This window comes from Mycobacterium sp. E3298, assembly GCF_001666895.1.
In the GTDB taxonomy this organism is placed as follows: Bacteria; Actinomycetota; Actinomycetes; order Mycobacteriales; family Mycobacteriaceae; genus Mycobacterium.
The window spans coordinates 1-15992 of the sequence record NZ_LZJB01000540.1 but is presented as its reverse complement, the minus strand read 5'-3'; the positions used below and the strand labels follow the sequence as shown (position 1 = coordinate 15992).

At 67.4% G+C, this 15992-nt stretch carries 16 protein-coding genes; 7 read left to right on the top strand and 9 right to left on the bottom strand.

Annotated elements, in window-relative coordinates; translation table 11 throughout:
* Positions 1-92: 92 nt before the first annotated feature.
* Positions 93-902, bottom strand: coding sequence for a SigB/SigF/SigG family RNA polymerase sigma factor (locus A9X05_RS24890; RefSeq protein ID WP_067784697.1), 810 nt, complete (start codon positions 900-902; stop codon positions 93-95).
* A 615-nt stretch (positions 903-1517) separates the two neighbouring features.
* On the opposite strand from A9X05_RS24890, the gene A9X05_RS24885 reads away from it, so the two are divergent.
* The 3 genes from A9X05_RS24885 (at position 1518) to A9X05_RS24875 (ending at position 3755) form a co-directional block, all read left to right on the top strand.
* Positions 1518-2411 (top strand): SDR family NAD(P)-dependent oxidoreductase, encoded by an 894-nt coding sequence (locus A9X05_RS24885; RefSeq protein WP_156736963.1) that lies wholly within the window; start codon positions 1518-1520, stop codon positions 2409-2411.
* 178 nt (positions 2412-2589) lie between these two features.
* On the top strand, positions 2590-3375 hold the full coding sequence (locus A9X05_RS24880) for a heavy metal-binding domain-containing protein (RefSeq protein ID WP_067784691.1): 786 nt from the start codon (positions 2590-2592) through the stop codon (positions 3373-3375).
* On the top strand, positions 3375-3755 hold the full coding sequence (locus tag A9X05_RS24875; RefSeq protein ID WP_067784688.1) for a DUF5073 family protein: 381 nt from the start codon (positions 3375-3377) through the stop codon (positions 3753-3755). The genes A9X05_RS24880 and A9X05_RS24875 overlap by 1 nt, the downstream gene beginning before the upstream one ends.
* A 46-nt stretch (positions 3756-3801) precedes the next feature.
* Here the strand turns inward: A9X05_RS24875 and A9X05_RS24870 are convergent, their stop codons facing one another.
* The 4 genes from A9X05_RS24870 to A9X05_RS24855 form a co-directional block, all read right to left on the bottom strand.
* The gene (locus A9X05_RS24870) at positions 3802-4269 is read right to left on the bottom strand and encodes a nuclear transport factor 2 family protein (RefSeq protein WP_067784685.1); all 468 of its coding nucleotides are present in this window, start codon (positions 4267-4269) and stop codon (positions 3802-3804) included.
* Positions 4270-4291: 22 nt separating this feature from the next.
* On the bottom strand, positions 4292-4918 hold the full coding sequence (locus A9X05_RS24865) for a cutinase family protein (protein ID WP_067784681.1): 627 nt from the start codon (positions 4916-4918) through the stop codon (positions 4292-4294).
* A 97-nt stretch (positions 4919-5015) separates the two neighbouring features.
* Entirely contained in the window at positions 5016-5483 is a 468-nt protein-coding gene (locus tag A9X05_RS24860; protein ID WP_067750233.1) for a hypothetical protein, read from the bottom strand.
* 44 nt (positions 5484-5527) lie between these two features.
* Positions 5528-6196: a TetR/AcrR family transcriptional regulator gene (locus tag A9X05_RS24855; protein ID WP_067750236.1), complete on the bottom strand. Its 669-nt coding sequence runs from the start codon at positions 6194-6196 to the stop codon at positions 5528-5530.
* A gap of 154 nt (positions 6197-6350) precedes the next feature.
* Between A9X05_RS24855 and A9X05_RS24850 the strand changes: the two genes are divergently transcribed.
* Positions 6351-8117: an amidohydrolase family protein gene (locus tag A9X05_RS24850; protein ID WP_067784700.1), complete on the top strand. Its 1767-nt coding sequence runs from the start codon at positions 6351-6353 to the stop codon at positions 8115-8117.
* Between the two features lie 31 nt (positions 8118-8148).
* Here A9X05_RS24850 and A9X05_RS24845 read toward each other — a convergent pair whose 3' ends face one another.
* Positions 8149-8712 carry a TetR/AcrR family transcriptional regulator gene (locus tag A9X05_RS24845; RefSeq protein WP_156669965.1) on the bottom strand — a complete coding sequence of 188 codons (564 nt, stop codon included), beginning with the start codon at positions 8710-8712 and terminating at the stop codon, positions 8149-8151.
* Between the two features lie 102 nt (positions 8713-8814).
* On the opposite strand from A9X05_RS24845, the gene A9X05_RS24840 reads away from it, so the two are divergent.
* The 3 genes from A9X05_RS24840 to A9X05_RS24830 all read left to right on the top strand — a co-directional run bounded on the left by A9X05_RS24840 (position 8815) and on the right by A9X05_RS24830 (position 11988).
* Entirely contained in the window at positions 8815-9402 is a 588-nt protein-coding gene (locus tag A9X05_RS24840) for a bifunctional 2-polyprenyl-6-hydroxyphenol methylase/3-demethylubiquinol 3-O-methyltransferase UbiG (protein ID WP_067784678.1), read from the top strand.
* Positions 9403-9474: 72 nt separating this feature from the next.
* Complete coding sequence (locus tag A9X05_RS24835; protein WP_067750242.1) at positions 9475-10317, top strand: enoyl-CoA hydratase-related protein; 843 nt, start codon at positions 9475-9477, stop codon at positions 10315-10317.
* 312 nt (positions 10318-10629) lie between these two features.
* Positions 10630-11988, top strand: coding sequence for a hypothetical protein (locus A9X05_RS24830; protein WP_067784675.1), 1359 nt, complete (start codon positions 10630-10632; stop codon positions 11986-11988).
* A gap of 8 nt (positions 11989-11996) precedes the next feature.
* Here A9X05_RS24830 and A9X05_RS24825 read toward each other — a convergent pair whose 3' ends face one another.
* From A9X05_RS24825 to A9X05_RS24815, 3 genes are all read right to left on the bottom strand, one after another.
* Complete coding sequence (locus A9X05_RS24825; RefSeq protein ID WP_067750246.1) at positions 11997-13700, bottom strand: FAD-binding protein; 1704 nt, start codon at positions 13698-13700, stop codon at positions 11997-11999.
* Positions 13697-15082, bottom strand: a complete 1386-nt coding sequence (locus A9X05_RS24820) for an SRPBCC family protein (RefSeq protein WP_067750248.1) — start codon at positions 15080-15082, stop codon at positions 13697-13699. The genes A9X05_RS24825 and A9X05_RS24820 overlap by 4 nt, the downstream gene beginning before the upstream one ends.
* A 9-nt stretch (positions 15083-15091) precedes the next feature.
* A partial coding sequence (locus A9X05_RS24815) for an AMP-binding protein (RefSeq protein ID WP_156736961.1) occupies positions 15092-15992 on the bottom strand: 901 nt, incomplete at its 5' end.

The window sequence follows — 15992 nt, the reverse complement described above, 5'->3', positions numbered from 1 at the left end:
CCGCCACGCCCGCGCCACGCCGCAATGTACTGTGCGATTCGGGAACGAACTCGACTGTGGCGCCGAAGGCGGCCTGGCAGGCGATGAGTTGTCTACTCCAATTGGTCGCGCAGGCAGCGCAGGGTGCTGGCCAGGATGCGGGAGACCTGCATCTGTGACACCCCGATGCGCTCGGCGATCTGGCTCTGCGTCATCGATTCGAAGAAGCGCATGCGCAAGACCTCGCGCTCGCGTTCGGGCAGGCCGGCAACCAGGACCCGCAGCGCCTCGCGGTTGGTGATGTGCTCGATCTGCGGGTCGAGGCCGCCGACCGCGTCCGCGACCAGTCGCGGCGTGCCCGAACTGTCGGCGCCCACCGGGGCATCCAGGGAATCCAGCCGGTAGGCATCGCCCGCCACGAGGCATTCGACGATTTCCTCGCGGGGGACCTCCAGCGCCTGTGCCAGCTCGCCCGCGGTGGGCGCGCGCCCCAGCTTCTGAGCCAGGTCCCCGGTCGTCCTGCTGATCTGCACGTGCAGTTCGCGTAACCGCCGCGGAACCCGCATGCCCCAGCTGTAGTCGCGGAAGTACCTGCGGACCTCACCCATCATGGTCGGGACCGCGAAGCCGATGAAGCTGGGCCCCTTGGCGGGATCGAACCGGTTGATAGCGTTCATCAACCCCAGGCGCGCCACCTGGACGAGGTCGTCGATGCCTTCACCCCGGCGCGCGAAGTGGCTTGCCACATGGTCGGCGAGAGGCAGGCAACGGGCCACGATGCGTTCGCGCTGGCGGCCGTACTCATGCGACTCGGCAGGCATTTGGCGCAGTTCGACGAACATTTCGACCACGTCGTCGTAGGAATCGTCGGCTTTCTTGTCGCGGCACTCGGCACGGCGCGGGGTTGTAATCACATCGGTCATAGGCGCACGCGCCCGATGTTGGCGCGGTCGATCTTGAAACCATTGCTGCACAGAGATTTTTGCATTGCTGACTCACTCCTCTGAGTCGTTTGCAGCGAGGCATGCGGTCATGCGCGAAATCCCCTCGCTGCACCTCTATCCGCAGGACTGGGTCGTCTAGACAACGCGTACGGAATACCGATAGGAGATGACTCGGGTTCGTTTCGCCGGAGCCATATCATGCTCAGTAGCCGTGCGGCTGACTGGCCGCTTTGAGCTAAACGGCGACACGTCCAGAACGGACTTCGATCTTGACTATACGCTCCATCGCACACGCCCGCGATCGCTTGGCCCGATTTGGGCCGAAACGCGTCGGCAACCGCGGCCGCCGGGCAACGAGGACGATCACAGCAAACCGCGAGAACATAGCCAAGTGAGCGTTGGCCAGCCGTTTTGACGCCCTCACCGGTTAGCCGCAAAGGTGCCGGGACCCTCGGCGCGCAACCGGAGGGTGAGGTTCTCATTTGTACGCTCGCTGGGTACTGTTCGCCTAATGTTCGTGACCGAACTCGCGCGACGCGCCGTCGACCGGTGTCGAGAGCCTCTCGCGCACAACGTTTTCCGGCGCCGATGGCGATGATCGACGCAGACCGCCCGCTGGAGGGTCGCGGGGTGGTGGTGGCCGGCGGCAGCCGGGGAATCGGGCGCGCGGTCGCCGAACTGCTGAGCGCCCTGGGCGCCGGTGTCGTGGTCAATGGGCGCGACGAGGACGCCGTCGAGGAGGCCGTCGCCGCGATCACGGCGTCCGGCGGGCGCGCCACCGCCGTGGTCGGACCCGCGAATGACGAGCGCGTCGCCGGGGCGCTGGTCGACGAGTGTGTGCGCGCTCATGGGCGGCTGGACGCCCTGATCAACTGCGCCGGGGTCGCCGAGCCGCCGGGGTCCTCGATCCTGAACATCTCACCGGACGATTTCGACCGCCTGATCAGCGCTCACCTCGGTTCGGCGTTCCACACGTGCCGGGCGGCCGGCCGTGTGATGGCCGCGCAGGGGCACGGCGCGCTCGTCACCACCAGCTCGGTCGCCTTCTTGGGCGACTACGGCGGCACCGGCTATCCCGCGGGCAAGGGAGCGGTGAACGCCCTGACCGTGGCCATCGCCGCGGAACTGAAGCCGCATGGCGTACGGGCCAACGTGGTGTGTCCCGGTGCCCGGACGCGGCTGTCCACCGGCGCCGAGTACGAACGACACATCGAGGACCTGCATCGCCGCGGCTTGCTGGACGAAATGACCATGCGGGCCTCCCTCGACAGCGCTTCGCCGGACTTCGTGGCCCCGCTCTACGCGTATCTGGTGAGTGACCTCGCCCGGGCCGTCACGGGGCAGATCTTCGTTGCCGCAGGAGGATTCGTCGGGAGCTTCGACCGCCCGACGCCGCGGCTGCTGGGCTACCGGGACCACCATCAGGCCGAACCGTGGTCGGTCGACGAATTGCACAGGATGATCGGGGCCAAGCAAGCCGCGGGCTGAACGGCCCGGCAGCAAATCGATCTCGCCGCGGGCCGGCCGGCTCCGCGAGGCGCCGGGTCCCACGATCGCGGACCACCGTCATTTCGCCCGGGGTCCACCGGAAAGTCGCACGTTGGGGGTGTGCGTCGCGGTCGCGCGACATACGCTGTCCTGCGAACCGCAGGAGGGTGTTTTGACAATGCAACCGAACCCGCTCGACCCAGTTGCCAGCGAACGACTGTCGCACGCAGGCAAGGTGTTCACTTCGGATTTGTCCATCAACGAATTCGCGCTGCTGCACGGGGCCGGGTTCGAGCCGATCGAACTGGTGATGGGCGTCTCGGTCTACCACGTCGGTTATCAGTTCACCGGCATTCGGCAGCAATCCGAACTGCCCGTGCTCACCGACGCCACCTACCGGGCGCGCTGGAACGCGATGTCGCGGATGCAGGCGGAGGCCGATTCGCTGGGCGCGGACGGCGTGGTCGGCGTCCGGCTCGAATGGCGCCATCAGGGCGAGGGCGAACATCTGGAGTTCATCGCGGTCGGGACCGCGGTGCGCTACACGGAGAAGCCCGGCGTTTACCGGCGCCCCAATGGGCAGGCGTTCACCAGCCACCTGTCCGGGCAGGACCTGACCACCCTCCTGCGATCGGGGTTCGCCCCGGTGGCGTTCGTCATGGGCAACTGTGTGTTTCACGTTGCCGTGCAAGGGTTCCTGCGCACGCTCAGCCAGGTCGGCCGCAACGCCGAGATGCCGCAGTGGACGCAGGGGAGTTACCAGGCTCGCGAGCTGGCCATGTCGCGCATGCAGAGCGAAGCCGAACGCGATGGCGGAACCGGCGTCGTCGGCGTGCATTTCGCCATCTCGAACTACGCGTGGGGCCATCACACCGTCGAGTTCTACGTGGCCGGAACCGCGGTGCGGCGCGGCGGCGAACCGCAAACCCTCACGCCGTCGTTCGTCCTGCCCATGAGCGATTGATGACGAGCCTTGATCAACAGCGGGTCGGCCACGCCATCGGGACGACGCTGGCCGGTCCCGGGGGAGTCGGGCTGGTGCTCAGGGTCTTCTGCGGGGTTCCGGGGGTGATCCTCGTCCCGGCGCGGCGCGGCTTCTTCCGGTCGCAGCCCGAGCGGGTGCAGATCGGCGACTGGCGTTATGAAGTCACCCCGGACGGCCGCTTGAGCGCCGCCCACCTGGTGAACGGCATCGTCTTGGCCGAGGAGGTGCTCGCCGCCGGCGCGGTCGGACCGCACATCGCCCGCGCGCTCGGACAGCTGGTGAACAGTTACGGCCCGACCATCATGCCCAACATCGATGCGGCGCTCGAGGTCCTGGAGGCGGGGGCCGGGCCAGGCTGAGGGCGAATTATCTTGCGACAAAAGGGGTTTGGGCCAGGGCGCACGTTCACTGGGTTTGCGTTTGGTCGATGCCCACCACCCACCGGCTGAACCGCCAGCGGCCGTCCTGTTTGACCGCGGTGAAGTCGTAACAGCCGGTCAGGTCGGGACGGGGCGGCCCACCGTCTGAGATGGCGAAGACCTGAACATAGCAGTGCCCGGTCGCTTCGTCCGCGCCCTGGCTGGAGAACCAGAACGAGTTCAGCGCATGGCGGCGTTGATTGTGCTCGGCCCGAAACGCTGCCTTCCGGGCCGCGAGCAGGCTCATCACCGTGTCGATGTCAGCCGACAGCGGTCGGCCCTCGTGCAGCAGGACGAGCTCGGGGGATTCGGTGAACAAGGCGCGAAACTCGTCGAGCCGGTCGTGGTCGTAGGTGTAGGCGTAGGCGCCGAACAAGTTGATGATCGCCAGCCGATCGGCGACATCGAAGGCCGCGCTTCCGACGCCCTCGATCGGATCTCCGTCAGCGGCCACAGTGGCCTCCCGAGCGTTTGAGCTATATGCGGCCGGCGGCGTAATCCGCCGCCTGATCCACCATGCCAGCTTCGACGTACTGCCGATGGGCAATGGGGTTCGTGGCGTCCGAGCAGATCGGGTCGCCGGGCACGCACAACTCGATGGTCTTGCCCGCATACGGTGGACCGATCGTCACCGGCGGCTCGTTGATGATGTTCATGAACTGGCTCGACGGCTTGCCGAAGAGCGTGACCGCGGCCACGTGGTTGGAGACCTCCGCCGGCATTGGCTGCAGGGCCTGCACCAGGTGCACCCCGTCGGGGACGGCGCTTTCGGTGACGAAGCCGATCACGGCCGCGCCCTGGGAGTATCCGCCCAGCACCATCCTGGTTCGCGGGCAGGAGACCGCCATGTGTTCGACGTGCGCGCCCGCATCGCTGATGCCGTCCACGGCCCTGGGGAAATCCGTCGTCGCCGGGTAGTCGACCGGGTAGACGCCCAGGGACCTGCCGCCGACGTGCGAGCGCAGGGTGTCGACGAAACTCTGACCGATTCGGCCGACGCCGGGCGGCTCATTGGTGCCCCGCGCGAACACCACCTCGACATCGGGGCACGGGTCGGCCGCCGTCAGCGTGGCAACCGGAAGCGCCCAAAAGGGCGCCAGCACAGCACCAATCAGACCGCCGAGGGTATGCGCCTTCACAGCGCGATCTTGTCACAGGCTGACCAAACGCGCGCGTTATGCGGCGGGGGCCCACACCGGGCTACCGCGACCCGGGAGCCTGGGATCGTCTGTGCACCAACGAACCGGCGGCGCGCAGCGCGCCGCGAAACGCGTAGGCGGCGGTCACGATGGTCAGCAGGATCAGCAGGACGAACATGGGTAGCCAGTTGCCCCTGTCGTGGTCGACGTCCCACCAGATGATGGTGAACAGCACCGCGCAGACCAGGAGCACCAAGTCCCGCCAGTTGCCCTGGTAAGACAATGCCGCCTTGCGCAACGCCCGCCCCCGGTCGGAGGTCTCGATCAGGTCGTCGATGCGGGCGTCGATGGTGCGCTGCAATTCGGCGCGTCGCCCGGCGGCCTCCGGCGGCAACCGCTCCAGCAGGTCCATGTCCTGCGCGATCATGCCCCGATAATCCGGGCCGCGGAACTGGCCGGCGGCGACGGCCAGCATCGCCCCACCGAATACCGGCGCGCTATTGAGCGCGATCTGTCCGAGGCCGGTCATGCCCGCTCCTTGTGGTTGTCGTCAACCGAGCCCGTCGCCGATTGTCACGATGCCTTGGAAGGGCGCCGCCGCGTGCGCGGCTCGGGCGTCTGCAGCGCGCCCATCGCGCGCACCAACTGCGGATAGGCGATCGCCGGCCCCAGCCAGCGGGTGAGGTACCGGCGCAGATCGGCACCGCTGCGCGGCGGCCGCCCCGGGTCGGCGAGGAACGAGTGCAGCACCCGAAGGCTGAATTCATTCAGCTCGTCGAGGCCGGCTTCGTCGAAACCGTAGCTTTCCCAATCGATGTCGTAGCGGTGCAGCATCGACCGCCCGAACGCCAGGGCGGTATCGGAGATGATCGACACCTTCTGCCCGCCCCGGTGGCGCTGGCTCAGCACGACTTCGACCTGGTTGTCCGAGGCCAACTCTTCGATGGCGAAGGCCATCCCTTCGGTCATCGCCACGACCGGGTCGGTGACGCCCTCGAGGTGGGCGGCCATCCGATCCAGGAAGCCGTCGGCCGACCGCATGGCCGACGCCACCAACAGAGCCTGCGTCCCGGGAAAGTACCGATAAACGGTCTGCCGGGTCACCCCGAGCGCCCGCGCCACGTCGGCGATCCGCATCGCCGAGCCGCCTTCGTCGATGATCCGGTCGGCGGCATCGAGGATGCGCTCGATCGCCTCCTCGTCGGAGGCGGGCGCATTTCCTGCCCAACCGTGACTGCGCATCTATCGAGCGGCAACGCCGTAGCCGGTGATCCCCACAGCCGGATCATAGCGGCTGGAAGCAGGCGATCGGTGCTGGTTAACACGGCCGGACACTTCTGCCGTTATGTATGATCGCTGCGAATCTGGGGGTGCCGCGCGGCAGGAAGGCGGGACTTTGCACTACGACACCGTGATCACAGGTGGTCGCTGGTTCGACGGGACGGGCGCGCCGTCGGCGCGCAGAAACATCGGTGTGCGCGACGGCCGGGTCGCGATCGTCACCCCGGAATCGCTCGACACGACGGGCGCCGAGGTGATCGACGCGACGGGACAGTGGGTGATGCCCGGCATCATCGACATCCATACGCACTACGACGTCGAAATACTCTGTGAGCCAGCACTTTCCGAATCACTGCGACACGGGGTGACGACCGTGATGCTGGGATCGTGTTCGTTGTCCACGGTCTATCTGGACAACGTCGACGCGGGGGACATCTTCGGCCGGGTCGAGGCGATTCCGCGGCGCTATGTCATCGAGCATCTCGACGCGGCGCGCTCCTGGAACAATCCGGCCGAGTACGTCGCCGAACTCGACCGGCGCAACCTGGGCCCCAACGTGGCCGCTTTCATGGGCCACTCCGACATGCGTGCCGCGACGATGGGCCTGGACCGGGCGACGCGCAAGGACGTCCGGCCGTCCGCGGCGGAGCTGGCGCGGATGGAGTCGATGCTGAACGAGGCGCTCGACGAGGGATTCGTCGGGATGTCCTCACAACAACTGCTGTTCGACAAACTCGACGGCGACATCTGCCGGTCGCGCACGCTGCCGTCGACGTACGCCAAGACCCGCGAACTGCGCCGGTTGAACGCGATCTTGCGGCGGCGCAACAAGATCCTGCAGTCGGGGCCGGATATCAAGAATCCACTGTCGGTGGTCTCGCAGCTGGCGACGTCGCTGGGCCTCGGCCGTCCCCGGCTGAAGACCAGCCTGCTCTCGGCGGCCGACATCAAGGCGATACCCCCGGTGATCCACCTGATGGACCGGCTCGCGCGGGTGGTGAACGGCCTCGGCGGCGACTTCCGCTGGCAGCATCTGCCGGTGCCGTTCGAGGTCTACGCCGACGGGATCTCGTTGGTGGTGTTCGAGGAGTTCGGCGCGGGCGCAGCGGCGCTGCACCTGCAAAGCGAGATCGAGCGCAATCAGCTCATGCGCGACGAGGACTACCGCCGCCGGTTCCGCGAGGACTACGACCGCAAGTTCGGGCCCAGGGTGTGGCACCGCGACTTCTTCGACGCCGAGATCGTGGCCTGCCCCGACCGGACGGTGGTGGGCAAGTCCTTCGGGCAGGTGGGGCTGGACCGCGGCGGCCTGCATCCGGTCGACGCGTTTCTCGACTTGGTGGTGGAGCACGGCGAACAGCTGCGCTGGCGCACCACGATTTCCAATCATCGCCCCGAGGTGCTCAAGAAGCTGGCACGAAGTGAAACCGTGCAGATGGGCTTTTCCGACGCCGGGGCGCACCTGCGCAACATGGCCTTCTACAACTCCGGGCTTCGCCTGCTGCGGCACGTGCACGAGGCGGAAAAGCACGGCACCCCGTTCATGTCGGTCGAGCGTGCCGTGCACCGGCTCACCGGCGAGCTCGGCTCCTGGTACGGAATCGACGCAGGCACCCTGCGCGAAGGTGATCGCGCCGACCTCGTCGTGATCAATCCGGACAAGCTCGACGCTTCGCTGGATCGTTACGCCGAGCATCCGGTGGAGTCCTACGGCGGGTTGTCGCGGATGGTCAACCGCAACGACGAAACCGTCAGCGCCGTGCTCGTGGCGGGACGGTTCGCGTTCGGTGCGGGCGAGCCCGCACCGGCACTGGGCAGGCAGAAGTTCGGCCGTTTTCTGCGGGCCGGTCAGGATTCCCGGAGCCTGACGCCGGTGGCGTGACGCGCCGCCTAATCATTTGCGGCACCGCCGGTTAGGCGACGGAGGCGCCAAGGATGAGGTTGACGGCCTCTTCGAGTTGTCCCTCGATCTCGTCGAAGCTGACGAACCGGGCGGTCATCAGGGCGCCGGAGAAGGTGATCTGCAGTGTGGATTTGACCGCACGCGGCCAGCCGGGACCCAGGGCGGCCCCGATCCGCGCGGACACCTCCTGCCCGATCTGCTCCCGGATCGGTTGCACCGCCGGGTCGTCGGCCATCAGCGCGGCGCCGCACGCGGCGGTCAGCTCGGGCTCGTCGGCGACCACCACGGCCATGTCGCGCAGCGTCGCGCTGACCCGCGCCTTGGTCGTCTCGTTGACGTCGGTATGCAGCGGGAGCTCGCGCAGGAACCGCAGGTACACCGCCGCCACCAGCGCGCTTTTCGACGGAAAGTAGGTGTAGGCGCTGGCCGGCGACACCCCGGCGCGGGTCGCCACCGAACGCATCGTCAGATTCGCGTACGACGATTCGCGCAGCTCCTCCAGCCCGGCGTCGAGGACCTTGCGGATCGTCTGGCCCGGCCTGCGGTCGGACCGGCGCGCCGCATCTTTAGACACCCGTCCAGTGTAGGAAGGCTTCGCCCGGGCGCGGCAGGGCAACCTGTCGGCCGCCGGCCCGGAACCGCGGGCGGCCGTCCAAAAGGATCTAGAGTGGCGCCCATGGCCGAGGCGGACCGGCGGCGCTGGGACGAGCGGTACGCCACGAAGGCACCGCCTCCGGTGGAGGCCGTGGGACCGCCCGAATTCCTGGCCCCCCACGCGGAGCTGCTTCCCGCCGCGGGCAGTGCCCTCGATCTCGCGTGCGGGGCGGGGCTGGCGGCGGTGTGGCTCGCGACGCGCGGGCTTGCGGTGCAGGGAGTGGACGTCTCGCCGGTGGCCGTCGCCCATGCCCGGGACTTGGCTCACCGCGCCGGGGTCAGCGACCGGTGCCGGTTCGAGGTCGTCGACCTCGACGACGGACTGCCGGCCGGGCCGCCCCTGGATGTCATCCTCTGCCACCGATTCCGGGACCGTCGCCTCGATCGCGCGATCGTCGAGCGCCTGGCGCCGGGCGGGTTGTTGGCGATGGCCGTGCTGAGCGAAGTCGGCGGCTCCCCGGGGCCGTTTCGCGCGGTCGCCGGTGAGCTACCCGCGGCGTTCGCCGACCTCGAGCGGGTCGCGTCCGGTGAGGGTGCGGGTTGCGCCTGGCTGCTCGCGCGCGCGGCCGACGCCGCTGGGAGGCAAGCTTTTTCGCCGCCGCGGACATAGCGCGCAGCGCATTGGCGATCGAGCAGGACGAATCGGCTTCCGGCCCGGCGGTCTGAAGGTAATGTCACGCGCATGGAGCGGCGCGTCCTGGAAGCGGTGATCTACGAGCGCGAGCCGCCGATTGCGCGGATCATCCTGAACCGGGTCGACAAGGCCAACACCAAGGACGCGGTTCTGGTCACCGAAGTCGACGAGTGCCTGCACGAAGCCGACCGTGACAAGGAGATCAAGGTCGTCATCCTCAAGGCGAACGGAAAAGGGTTTTGCGGGGGACACGTGGCCCGCTGGGGCCCCGACGAAAATCCGTATCCGGATTTCGGTGAGACCTTCGAGGACCTGTACAAGGGCACCGCCGACCTGTTCCTGTGGCCGACGCTGTATCTGTGGGAATTCCCCAAGCCGACCATCTCCGCGATTCACGGCTACTGCATGGGCGGGGGGATCTACCTCGGCCTGCTGACCGACTTCTGCGTCGCATCCGAGGACGCGTACTTCCAGATGCCGCTCGCCCAGAGCCTCGGCGAGCCCGGCGGCCACACCATGATCGAGCCGTGGTTGCTGATGAACTGGCATCGCACCATGGATTGGCTGCTGCTGGCCCCGACGCTGTCCGCGCAGGAAGCCCTCGACTGGGGCCTGCTCAACAAGGTGGTGCCGCGCGAAGAACTCGAGGACACCGTCGAGGAGATGGCGCGCAAGATCGGCCAAATCCCGTTGACCACGTTGATGGCGGTGAAGAACAACGTTAAGCGTGCGTGGGAATTGATGGGGATGCGGGTCCACCTGCAGGTCAGTCACATCCTGACGAACATGGTGGGCGCCGCCACCGATGTGCAGGCCCGGCGGGCCGAGCTGAAGCAGTCGGGCATGAAGCCGCGCGAGTTCGTCGGCCAGGACGACCCGCAGAACCCGTAGCCCGATCACCGCTCAACGCGAGCCGGTGAAGACCCGGTGAGAGCCGTGAAAATTGGCGCATGACAGCCCCGGTCGGTGAATTAGGATTGCACCTGGTAGCGGCTGGCGCGCCACTGCACCACCCGCATGGCCGGCACAACGAGAGGGGTGCTTGGTGGCTGCAGCGTATCGGACCGCCCATGCCCCGGCGCGTGCCCGTGCCGTCGGGCCAGACCGTGAGAAAGTGCCCGCCCGTCCAGGATGTCGGCACGGCGCTCTCCCCGGCGTGACTTACCGGCGAAGTTCGCTTCAGCACAAGGAGAATGACCCGACATGACGCAGACGTTGAATGTGGAGTACGAGGAACTCCTGACGCGAGCCGCCGAACTTGAGCAACCGCTGCCGACCGTTCCGTCCTCCAATCCACAAGGGCCGTGCAATCTTTCGTTCATCAGCGATACCGCGACCCGACTCGCGCTCACCGCTGACACGTTGCGCCTGTACCTCAAGGGCTGCGAACGGGAATGGAGGAGTCTGGCGAAATCCCTGAGGAACGCGGCCAAGGCCTACGAAGAGGTCGACACCGGGGCCGCGGAGGACATCGGCAACATCCTGAACAACGACGCTTCCGCTGCGGGGGTGGCGGCGCCGACGCTGGCCGCGGACGAGGAGCCCTGGACGGCGCCCGAGCCGATGGCGGCGCCGCCGCCGTTCGAATACCCCTACTACGAAGTCCGGCAGGCAGCCGAGGACATCGAGACGGGGGACCAGGGCACGTCGTTCCGGGCGTTTGCGCAGGAGTGGAAAGCGTTTCAGCAGTCATTTCAGGAACAGACCTATCGGTTCCGGCTGTTCAGCCGCTGGGAGGGTGAGGCGACGGAGCAGGTCGAACGGAATTTCCAGCAACAAAAAGAGTGGATTTACAAGATGGCGAAACTGTGCGCCGACCTCGGACAGCAGGCCGACCGGGTCGTCGACGTGCACAAGAAAGTCACCGCCACCACCGGATACATGAATCAACACGCCCTGGGCGGCGCGCATCCCACGACCTACGAAGTGTCGCAATGCGATTACTGGTATCGGTATTACGTGGAAAACGGCTACCAGGAATACATCGCTTCGGCCATTGACTGGTACGAAAAACTTCAGGCGACCTCGGAATCGGCATTGAAGTACTACGTCCAGTACGCGAACATTCCCCTGAAGCCGTTGAACCCGGACGCTCCGCCCAAGGCCCACGTCATCAAGGCGCCCGGGGAAACGCCGAAGCCGGATCCCAAGCCCGAGCCCAAGCCCGATCAGGGGACGGCGCCGTCGCCGACGCCGACCCCGACGCCCGCGCAGCTCGGCCAGCTGGCGGGGAACATGGCGCCGGCGCTGCAGGGTGCTGCGCAGGGCATGCAGGGCGCCATGCAGGGCATCCAGGGGCTCACCCAGGGCATGGGCGGCGCGTCGACGCCCGCGCAGCTCGCGTCGGACACCACCCCGGAGCCGCCGCCCGCCGACGAAGCGAAAAAGGACGACGAGGACAAGGACAAAGAGGACCAAGAGAAAAAGGACGAGGCGACGACGGTCGCCGAAGGCGCGGCGGCCGGGGACCAGGCGTCGGGCAACGCCCCCACCGAGCCACCGGCCGCGGGGCAGCCCGGGGCCACCACCCCCGGGGGAACGCCGTCAGGCGTGGTGCTCTAGGTGACGTCCTAGCGGGCGCGGCTTCTCTCGCCGGCGACCCTGCGGCCCGCGGCATGGCGGGCGGCGACATAACCGAAAACCATGGTGTAGGCGATGCTTCCGCCGGCGCCCAGGTAGTTCCGGCCCATGACCGTCGCCGTGAGGTTGCCCGTCGCGTACAGCCCGTCGATCACGCAGTCGTCCTCGTCGAGCACCTGCGCGTGCTCGTTGGTGATCACCCCGCCGCACGTCCCGACATCGGCGGGAACGACCTTGGTGGCATAGAAGGGGGCCCGCTCGAGCGGGCCGAGCGCGGCGTTGGGGCGGTACCCGGGATCGCCCAGACAGTCGTTGTACGCCGACTGGCCGCGCCCGAAGTCCGGGTCGAGGCCCTTGACCGCAAACCCGTTGAAGCGCTTGATCGTCTGCTCAAGCGCGTCGGAGGGCACGCCCATCTGGCGAGCGAGGTCGCCGACGGTCTCGCCCCGCACGACCGCGCCCCGCGTGACCAGCTCCTCGGGGAGGCGGCGCCTCTTGAACGGGTTGGCACCCGACACGTATCGGGTGATGTAGCCCTCGTCGAAAACCATCCAGCACGGCACGGCCTTGTTCGCGTACATCGCTTTGCCGACTTCGACGTACGAGTTGGACTCGTTGCAGAACCGTCGGCCCGTTCCGTCGACGTAGATGGCGCCCGGCCGCTGCCGGCCGCTGCCCAGCGCCCGCGCGGCGTCACCGCCGTCGGCGATGAAAACCGATGGCAGCCACCATGCCTCGTCCATCAGGTCGGTCTTGGCGCCCAGGCCGATCGCGGACTGCAACACCTCGCCGGTGTCGCCGGCGTTCGCGATCGACCAGTGCCCCTCGTTGGGCTGGTCCCCGCTGTAGCGGCGGCGCATGTCCGCGTTGCGGCTGAAGCCGCCCGCGGCGAGTAGCACGCCCTTGCGGGCCTCGACGTTGAGAACGGTGCCGTTGCGGGCCACGCGCGCGCCGACCACGCGGCCGTCCTCGACGATCAGGTCCTCGATGGCGGCGCCGGTCCAGATCGGCGGCTCACCGCGCAGGTCGATCAAAGCTTTGAGCATCTGCCCGATCAGGGATGCGCCGTTGGTCAGCATTTCGCGGCGGCGGAGCCTGGCCGCCCTGGTGCGCGCGAACACCCGCATGGCCACCGCGAAGGCGCGCGGCGACCGATTGAAGTACTGCACCGAACGCAGCTCGTTCGTCTTGAGGACGAACCCGCCGTAACTCTTGGCCATCGAGGGCTGGACCTTGTCGCTCCAGCTTCCCAGCGCGGCCGCATCGTAGGGGACGCACTCGATGGCGCGGCCGGCTTCGTTGCCGCCCTTGTGGTTCGGGTAGTAGTCGCTCCAGCCCGGGCATCGCACGAACCGAACCCCCTTGCGGGTCAGGAAGTTGATCATCTCGTACCCCGCGGTGAGGAACATCTCGCGCCGCGCCGGCGATGAGGCGGAGCCGATGTCACCGACGACGTCGTCGAAGTAGGCCAGCCCGTCCTCGTGTGAGTCCGGGATGCCGTCGGCGCGCATCAGCGGGTTGTTGGGCAGCCACACCATGCCGCCGGAGAGGCCGGTGGAACCGCCCACCAGGGGTTGCTTTTCGATCACCAGCGGTTCGATGCCGGAGTCCAGCGCCGCCAGCGCCGCGACCATGCCGCCCCCGCCGCTGCCCGCGATGAGCAGATCGACCGTGCGGTCCCACCGGCCGGTCATCGTGCCCCCCCGCTGAAACCGAGGTCGGCGACGGGCACGTCGATGGTGGTGTTGGTCTTCTGGATGGCGGGCACCAGGGCGTCGTACGGCAGGCCGGCGAGGAAGCCGTCTATCACCCGTTCGAAGTTGGAGATCAGGCCCTCGATCCTGCTGGACAGTCGCATGTACTCAAAACCCTTGGAGTGCAAGCCTTTTTGCTGTCGGGGCAGATTCGAGAAATCCTGGGCCGGTATCGGAGGCCAGCGCGGGTCGTCGGGTGCCATGGGCACCGGCGGCGTCGGTTTTGGCGTGCTCTGCTCTGGCGGGATGCGGGTGAGTGACCAGATCTCGAACAGCGTTTCCTCCGGGCCGAGCGGCCGGATCCGGTACGACGAGGCGCTGCTGTACTGGGGCAGCAGGAAGTAGTGGGGGAAGCCGAAATTGATCGCTTCGGTGATGCCGCGCCGCTCGAGTTCGTTGAGGTCGGGGATGTCGCAGCCGCGGGCTCGATGCCAGTGCACGATCGCGTCGTTGAGCGTGCGGCGCCACACGGCCATCGCCTCGGCGGGGTCGGCCGGCAGTTCGAGGTCCTGCAAGCCCTCGGCGATGCGGACATCGTTCTCGTGCGTCATGCCGGCCATGCCTTCGCCCAACGTCCGCATGAAATAGAGGTTGGTCTGGGCCAATCCGGGTGGTTCGGCCGTGCCGGGCCGCTTCGGCATGCTGGACGGCAGCAGTTGCGGGTGGGTCTGCGGGACGTGATAGCCCTCCATGAAGGCGGCCGTCGCCAGCTTCCAGTTCACCGGCAGCCGGCACGACTGCCACCACTCGACCCGCAGCGACTCGACCTTCCACGCGTCGTAGATCGATGCGAACGGCTCGAAGCAGTCACGGAACGGCGGTGCGCCGTCGTCGAGGTTGATCCACGCGCATCCACCCCAGACCTCGCAGCGGACCGAAACCAGGCGAAGATCCTCCGGGTCCAGGTTGTGCTCGTCGAACTCCTCGGGCCTGAGCACAAAGGTGTTGCGGCCGTCGATGCCCCAACACCAGCCGTGGAACGGGCACACGAAGGTGCGCCGGTTTCCGTTGCCCTCCACCAGCTTCACCCCGCGGTGGCGACAGGCGTTGTGGTAAGCGCGAACGTTTTCCGCGTCCAGGCGGACCACGATGATCGACTCGTCAAGGATCTCGTACTCGACGTAGTCGCCGGCCTTGGGAATCTCTTCCAGACGGCAGGCCATCTGCCACACGCGCGGCCAGAGCATTTCGCTTTCGAGCGCGTAGAACTCCGGGTCGTAGTAGCGCTGCTTGGGAATGCGATCGACGGCCTGGACCGCCCACGGCACCGGAAGCGGGGTCCAGTTCAGTTGGCTGTTATCGGTGCTCTGGGTGGTGACCATTTCATCCCCTCATAGGATCCGCGATGCCCGCCCCTGCCAGTAACGCTCGCGGAGGCGTCTCTTGTACAGCTTTCCGTTCGGGTCCCGGGGCAATTGGGGAACGAATTCGACGGTGCGCGGGCATTTGTAGCCGGCGGCGTGCGCTCGGCAGTATTCGATCAGCTCGGCCTCGAGTTCGGGGCCCGGAGCGACGCCGTCGACCGGCTGCACGACGGCCTTGACCTCCTCGCCGAACTCGTCGTTGGGGACGCCGAAGACGGCCGCGTCGACGAGCTTGGGGTGCATGATCAGCAGGTTCTCGATCTCCTGCGGATAGATGTTCACCCCGCCCGAGACGATCATGAACGTGGACCGGTCGGTGAGGTAGAGATAGCCGTCCTCGTCGAGGAAGCCCATGTCGCCCAGGGTGCGCCAGCCGCGGTCGTTGGACACCGACACGGTTTTCGCCGGGTCCTTGAAGTACTCGAAATCCGGTCCGCCCTCGAAGAACAGCTCCCCGGCCTGCCCGGCGGGCAGCTCGACGCCGTCGTCGCCGACGACGTGCACCGGCGACATGGGCCTGCCCACCGAGCCGGGATGGGCCAGCCACTCCTCCGGACCGATCGTGGTCCCAGCGAATCCTTCTGTGCCGCCGTAGTATTCGTGGATAATCGGCCCGAACCACTTCATCATGTGGTGCTTGACGTCGACCGGGCAGGGCGCGGCCGCGTGGATGACACATTGCAGGCTCGAGACGTCGTAGCGCTCCCGAACCGCCCTGGGCAGCTTGAGCATCCGCACGAACATGGTGGGCACGAACTGGGCGTGCGTGACGCGGTGGGTCTCGATCAGGGCCAGGACGGCCTCGGCGTCGAACCTGCGCATCAGGACGGCAGCCGCGCCGACGCGGTGGACCGCCATGGTGTAGTTC

Coding starts and splice junctions, on each gene's coding strand:
- A9X05_RS24825 (WP_067750246.1), bottom strand. CDS start 13,700: ATGACCGGCCGGTGGGACCGCACGGTCGATCTGCTCATCGCGGGCAGC.
- A9X05_RS24880 (WP_067784691.1), top strand. CDS start 2,590: ATGCAACCGAACCCGCTCGACCCAGTTGCCAGCGAACGACTGTCGCAC.
- A9X05_RS24855 (WP_067750236.1), bottom strand. CDS start 6,196: ATGCGCAGTCACGGTTGGGCAGGAAATGCGCCCGCCTCCGACGAGGAG.
- A9X05_RS24840 (WP_067784678.1), top strand. CDS start 8,815: ATGGCCGAGGCGGACCGGCGGCGCTGGGACGAGCGGTACGCCACGAAG.
- A9X05_RS24860 (WP_067750233.1), bottom strand. CDS start 5,483: ATGACCGGCCTCGGACAGATCGCGCTCAATAGCGCGCCGGTATTCGGT.
- A9X05_RS24830 (WP_067784675.1), top strand. CDS start 10,630: ATGACGCAGACGTTGAATGTGGAGTACGAGGAACTCCTGACGCGAGCC.
- A9X05_RS24890 (WP_067784697.1), bottom strand. CDS start 902: ATGACCGATGTGATTACAACCCCGCGCCGTGCCGAGTGCCGCGACAAG.
- A9X05_RS24875 (WP_067784688.1), top strand. CDS start 3,375: ATGACGAGCCTTGATCAACAGCGGGTCGGCCACGCCATCGGGACGACG.
- A9X05_RS24835 (WP_067750242.1), top strand. CDS start 9,475: ATGGAGCGGCGCGTCCTGGAAGCGGTGATCTACGAGCGCGAGCCGCCG.
- A9X05_RS24820 (WP_067750248.1), bottom strand. CDS start 15,082: ATGGTCACCACCCAGAGCACCGATAACAGCCAACTGAACTGGACCCCG.
- A9X05_RS24885 (WP_156736963.1), top strand. CDS start 1,518: ATGATCGACGCAGACCGCCCGCTGGAGGGTCGCGGGGTGGTGGTGGCC.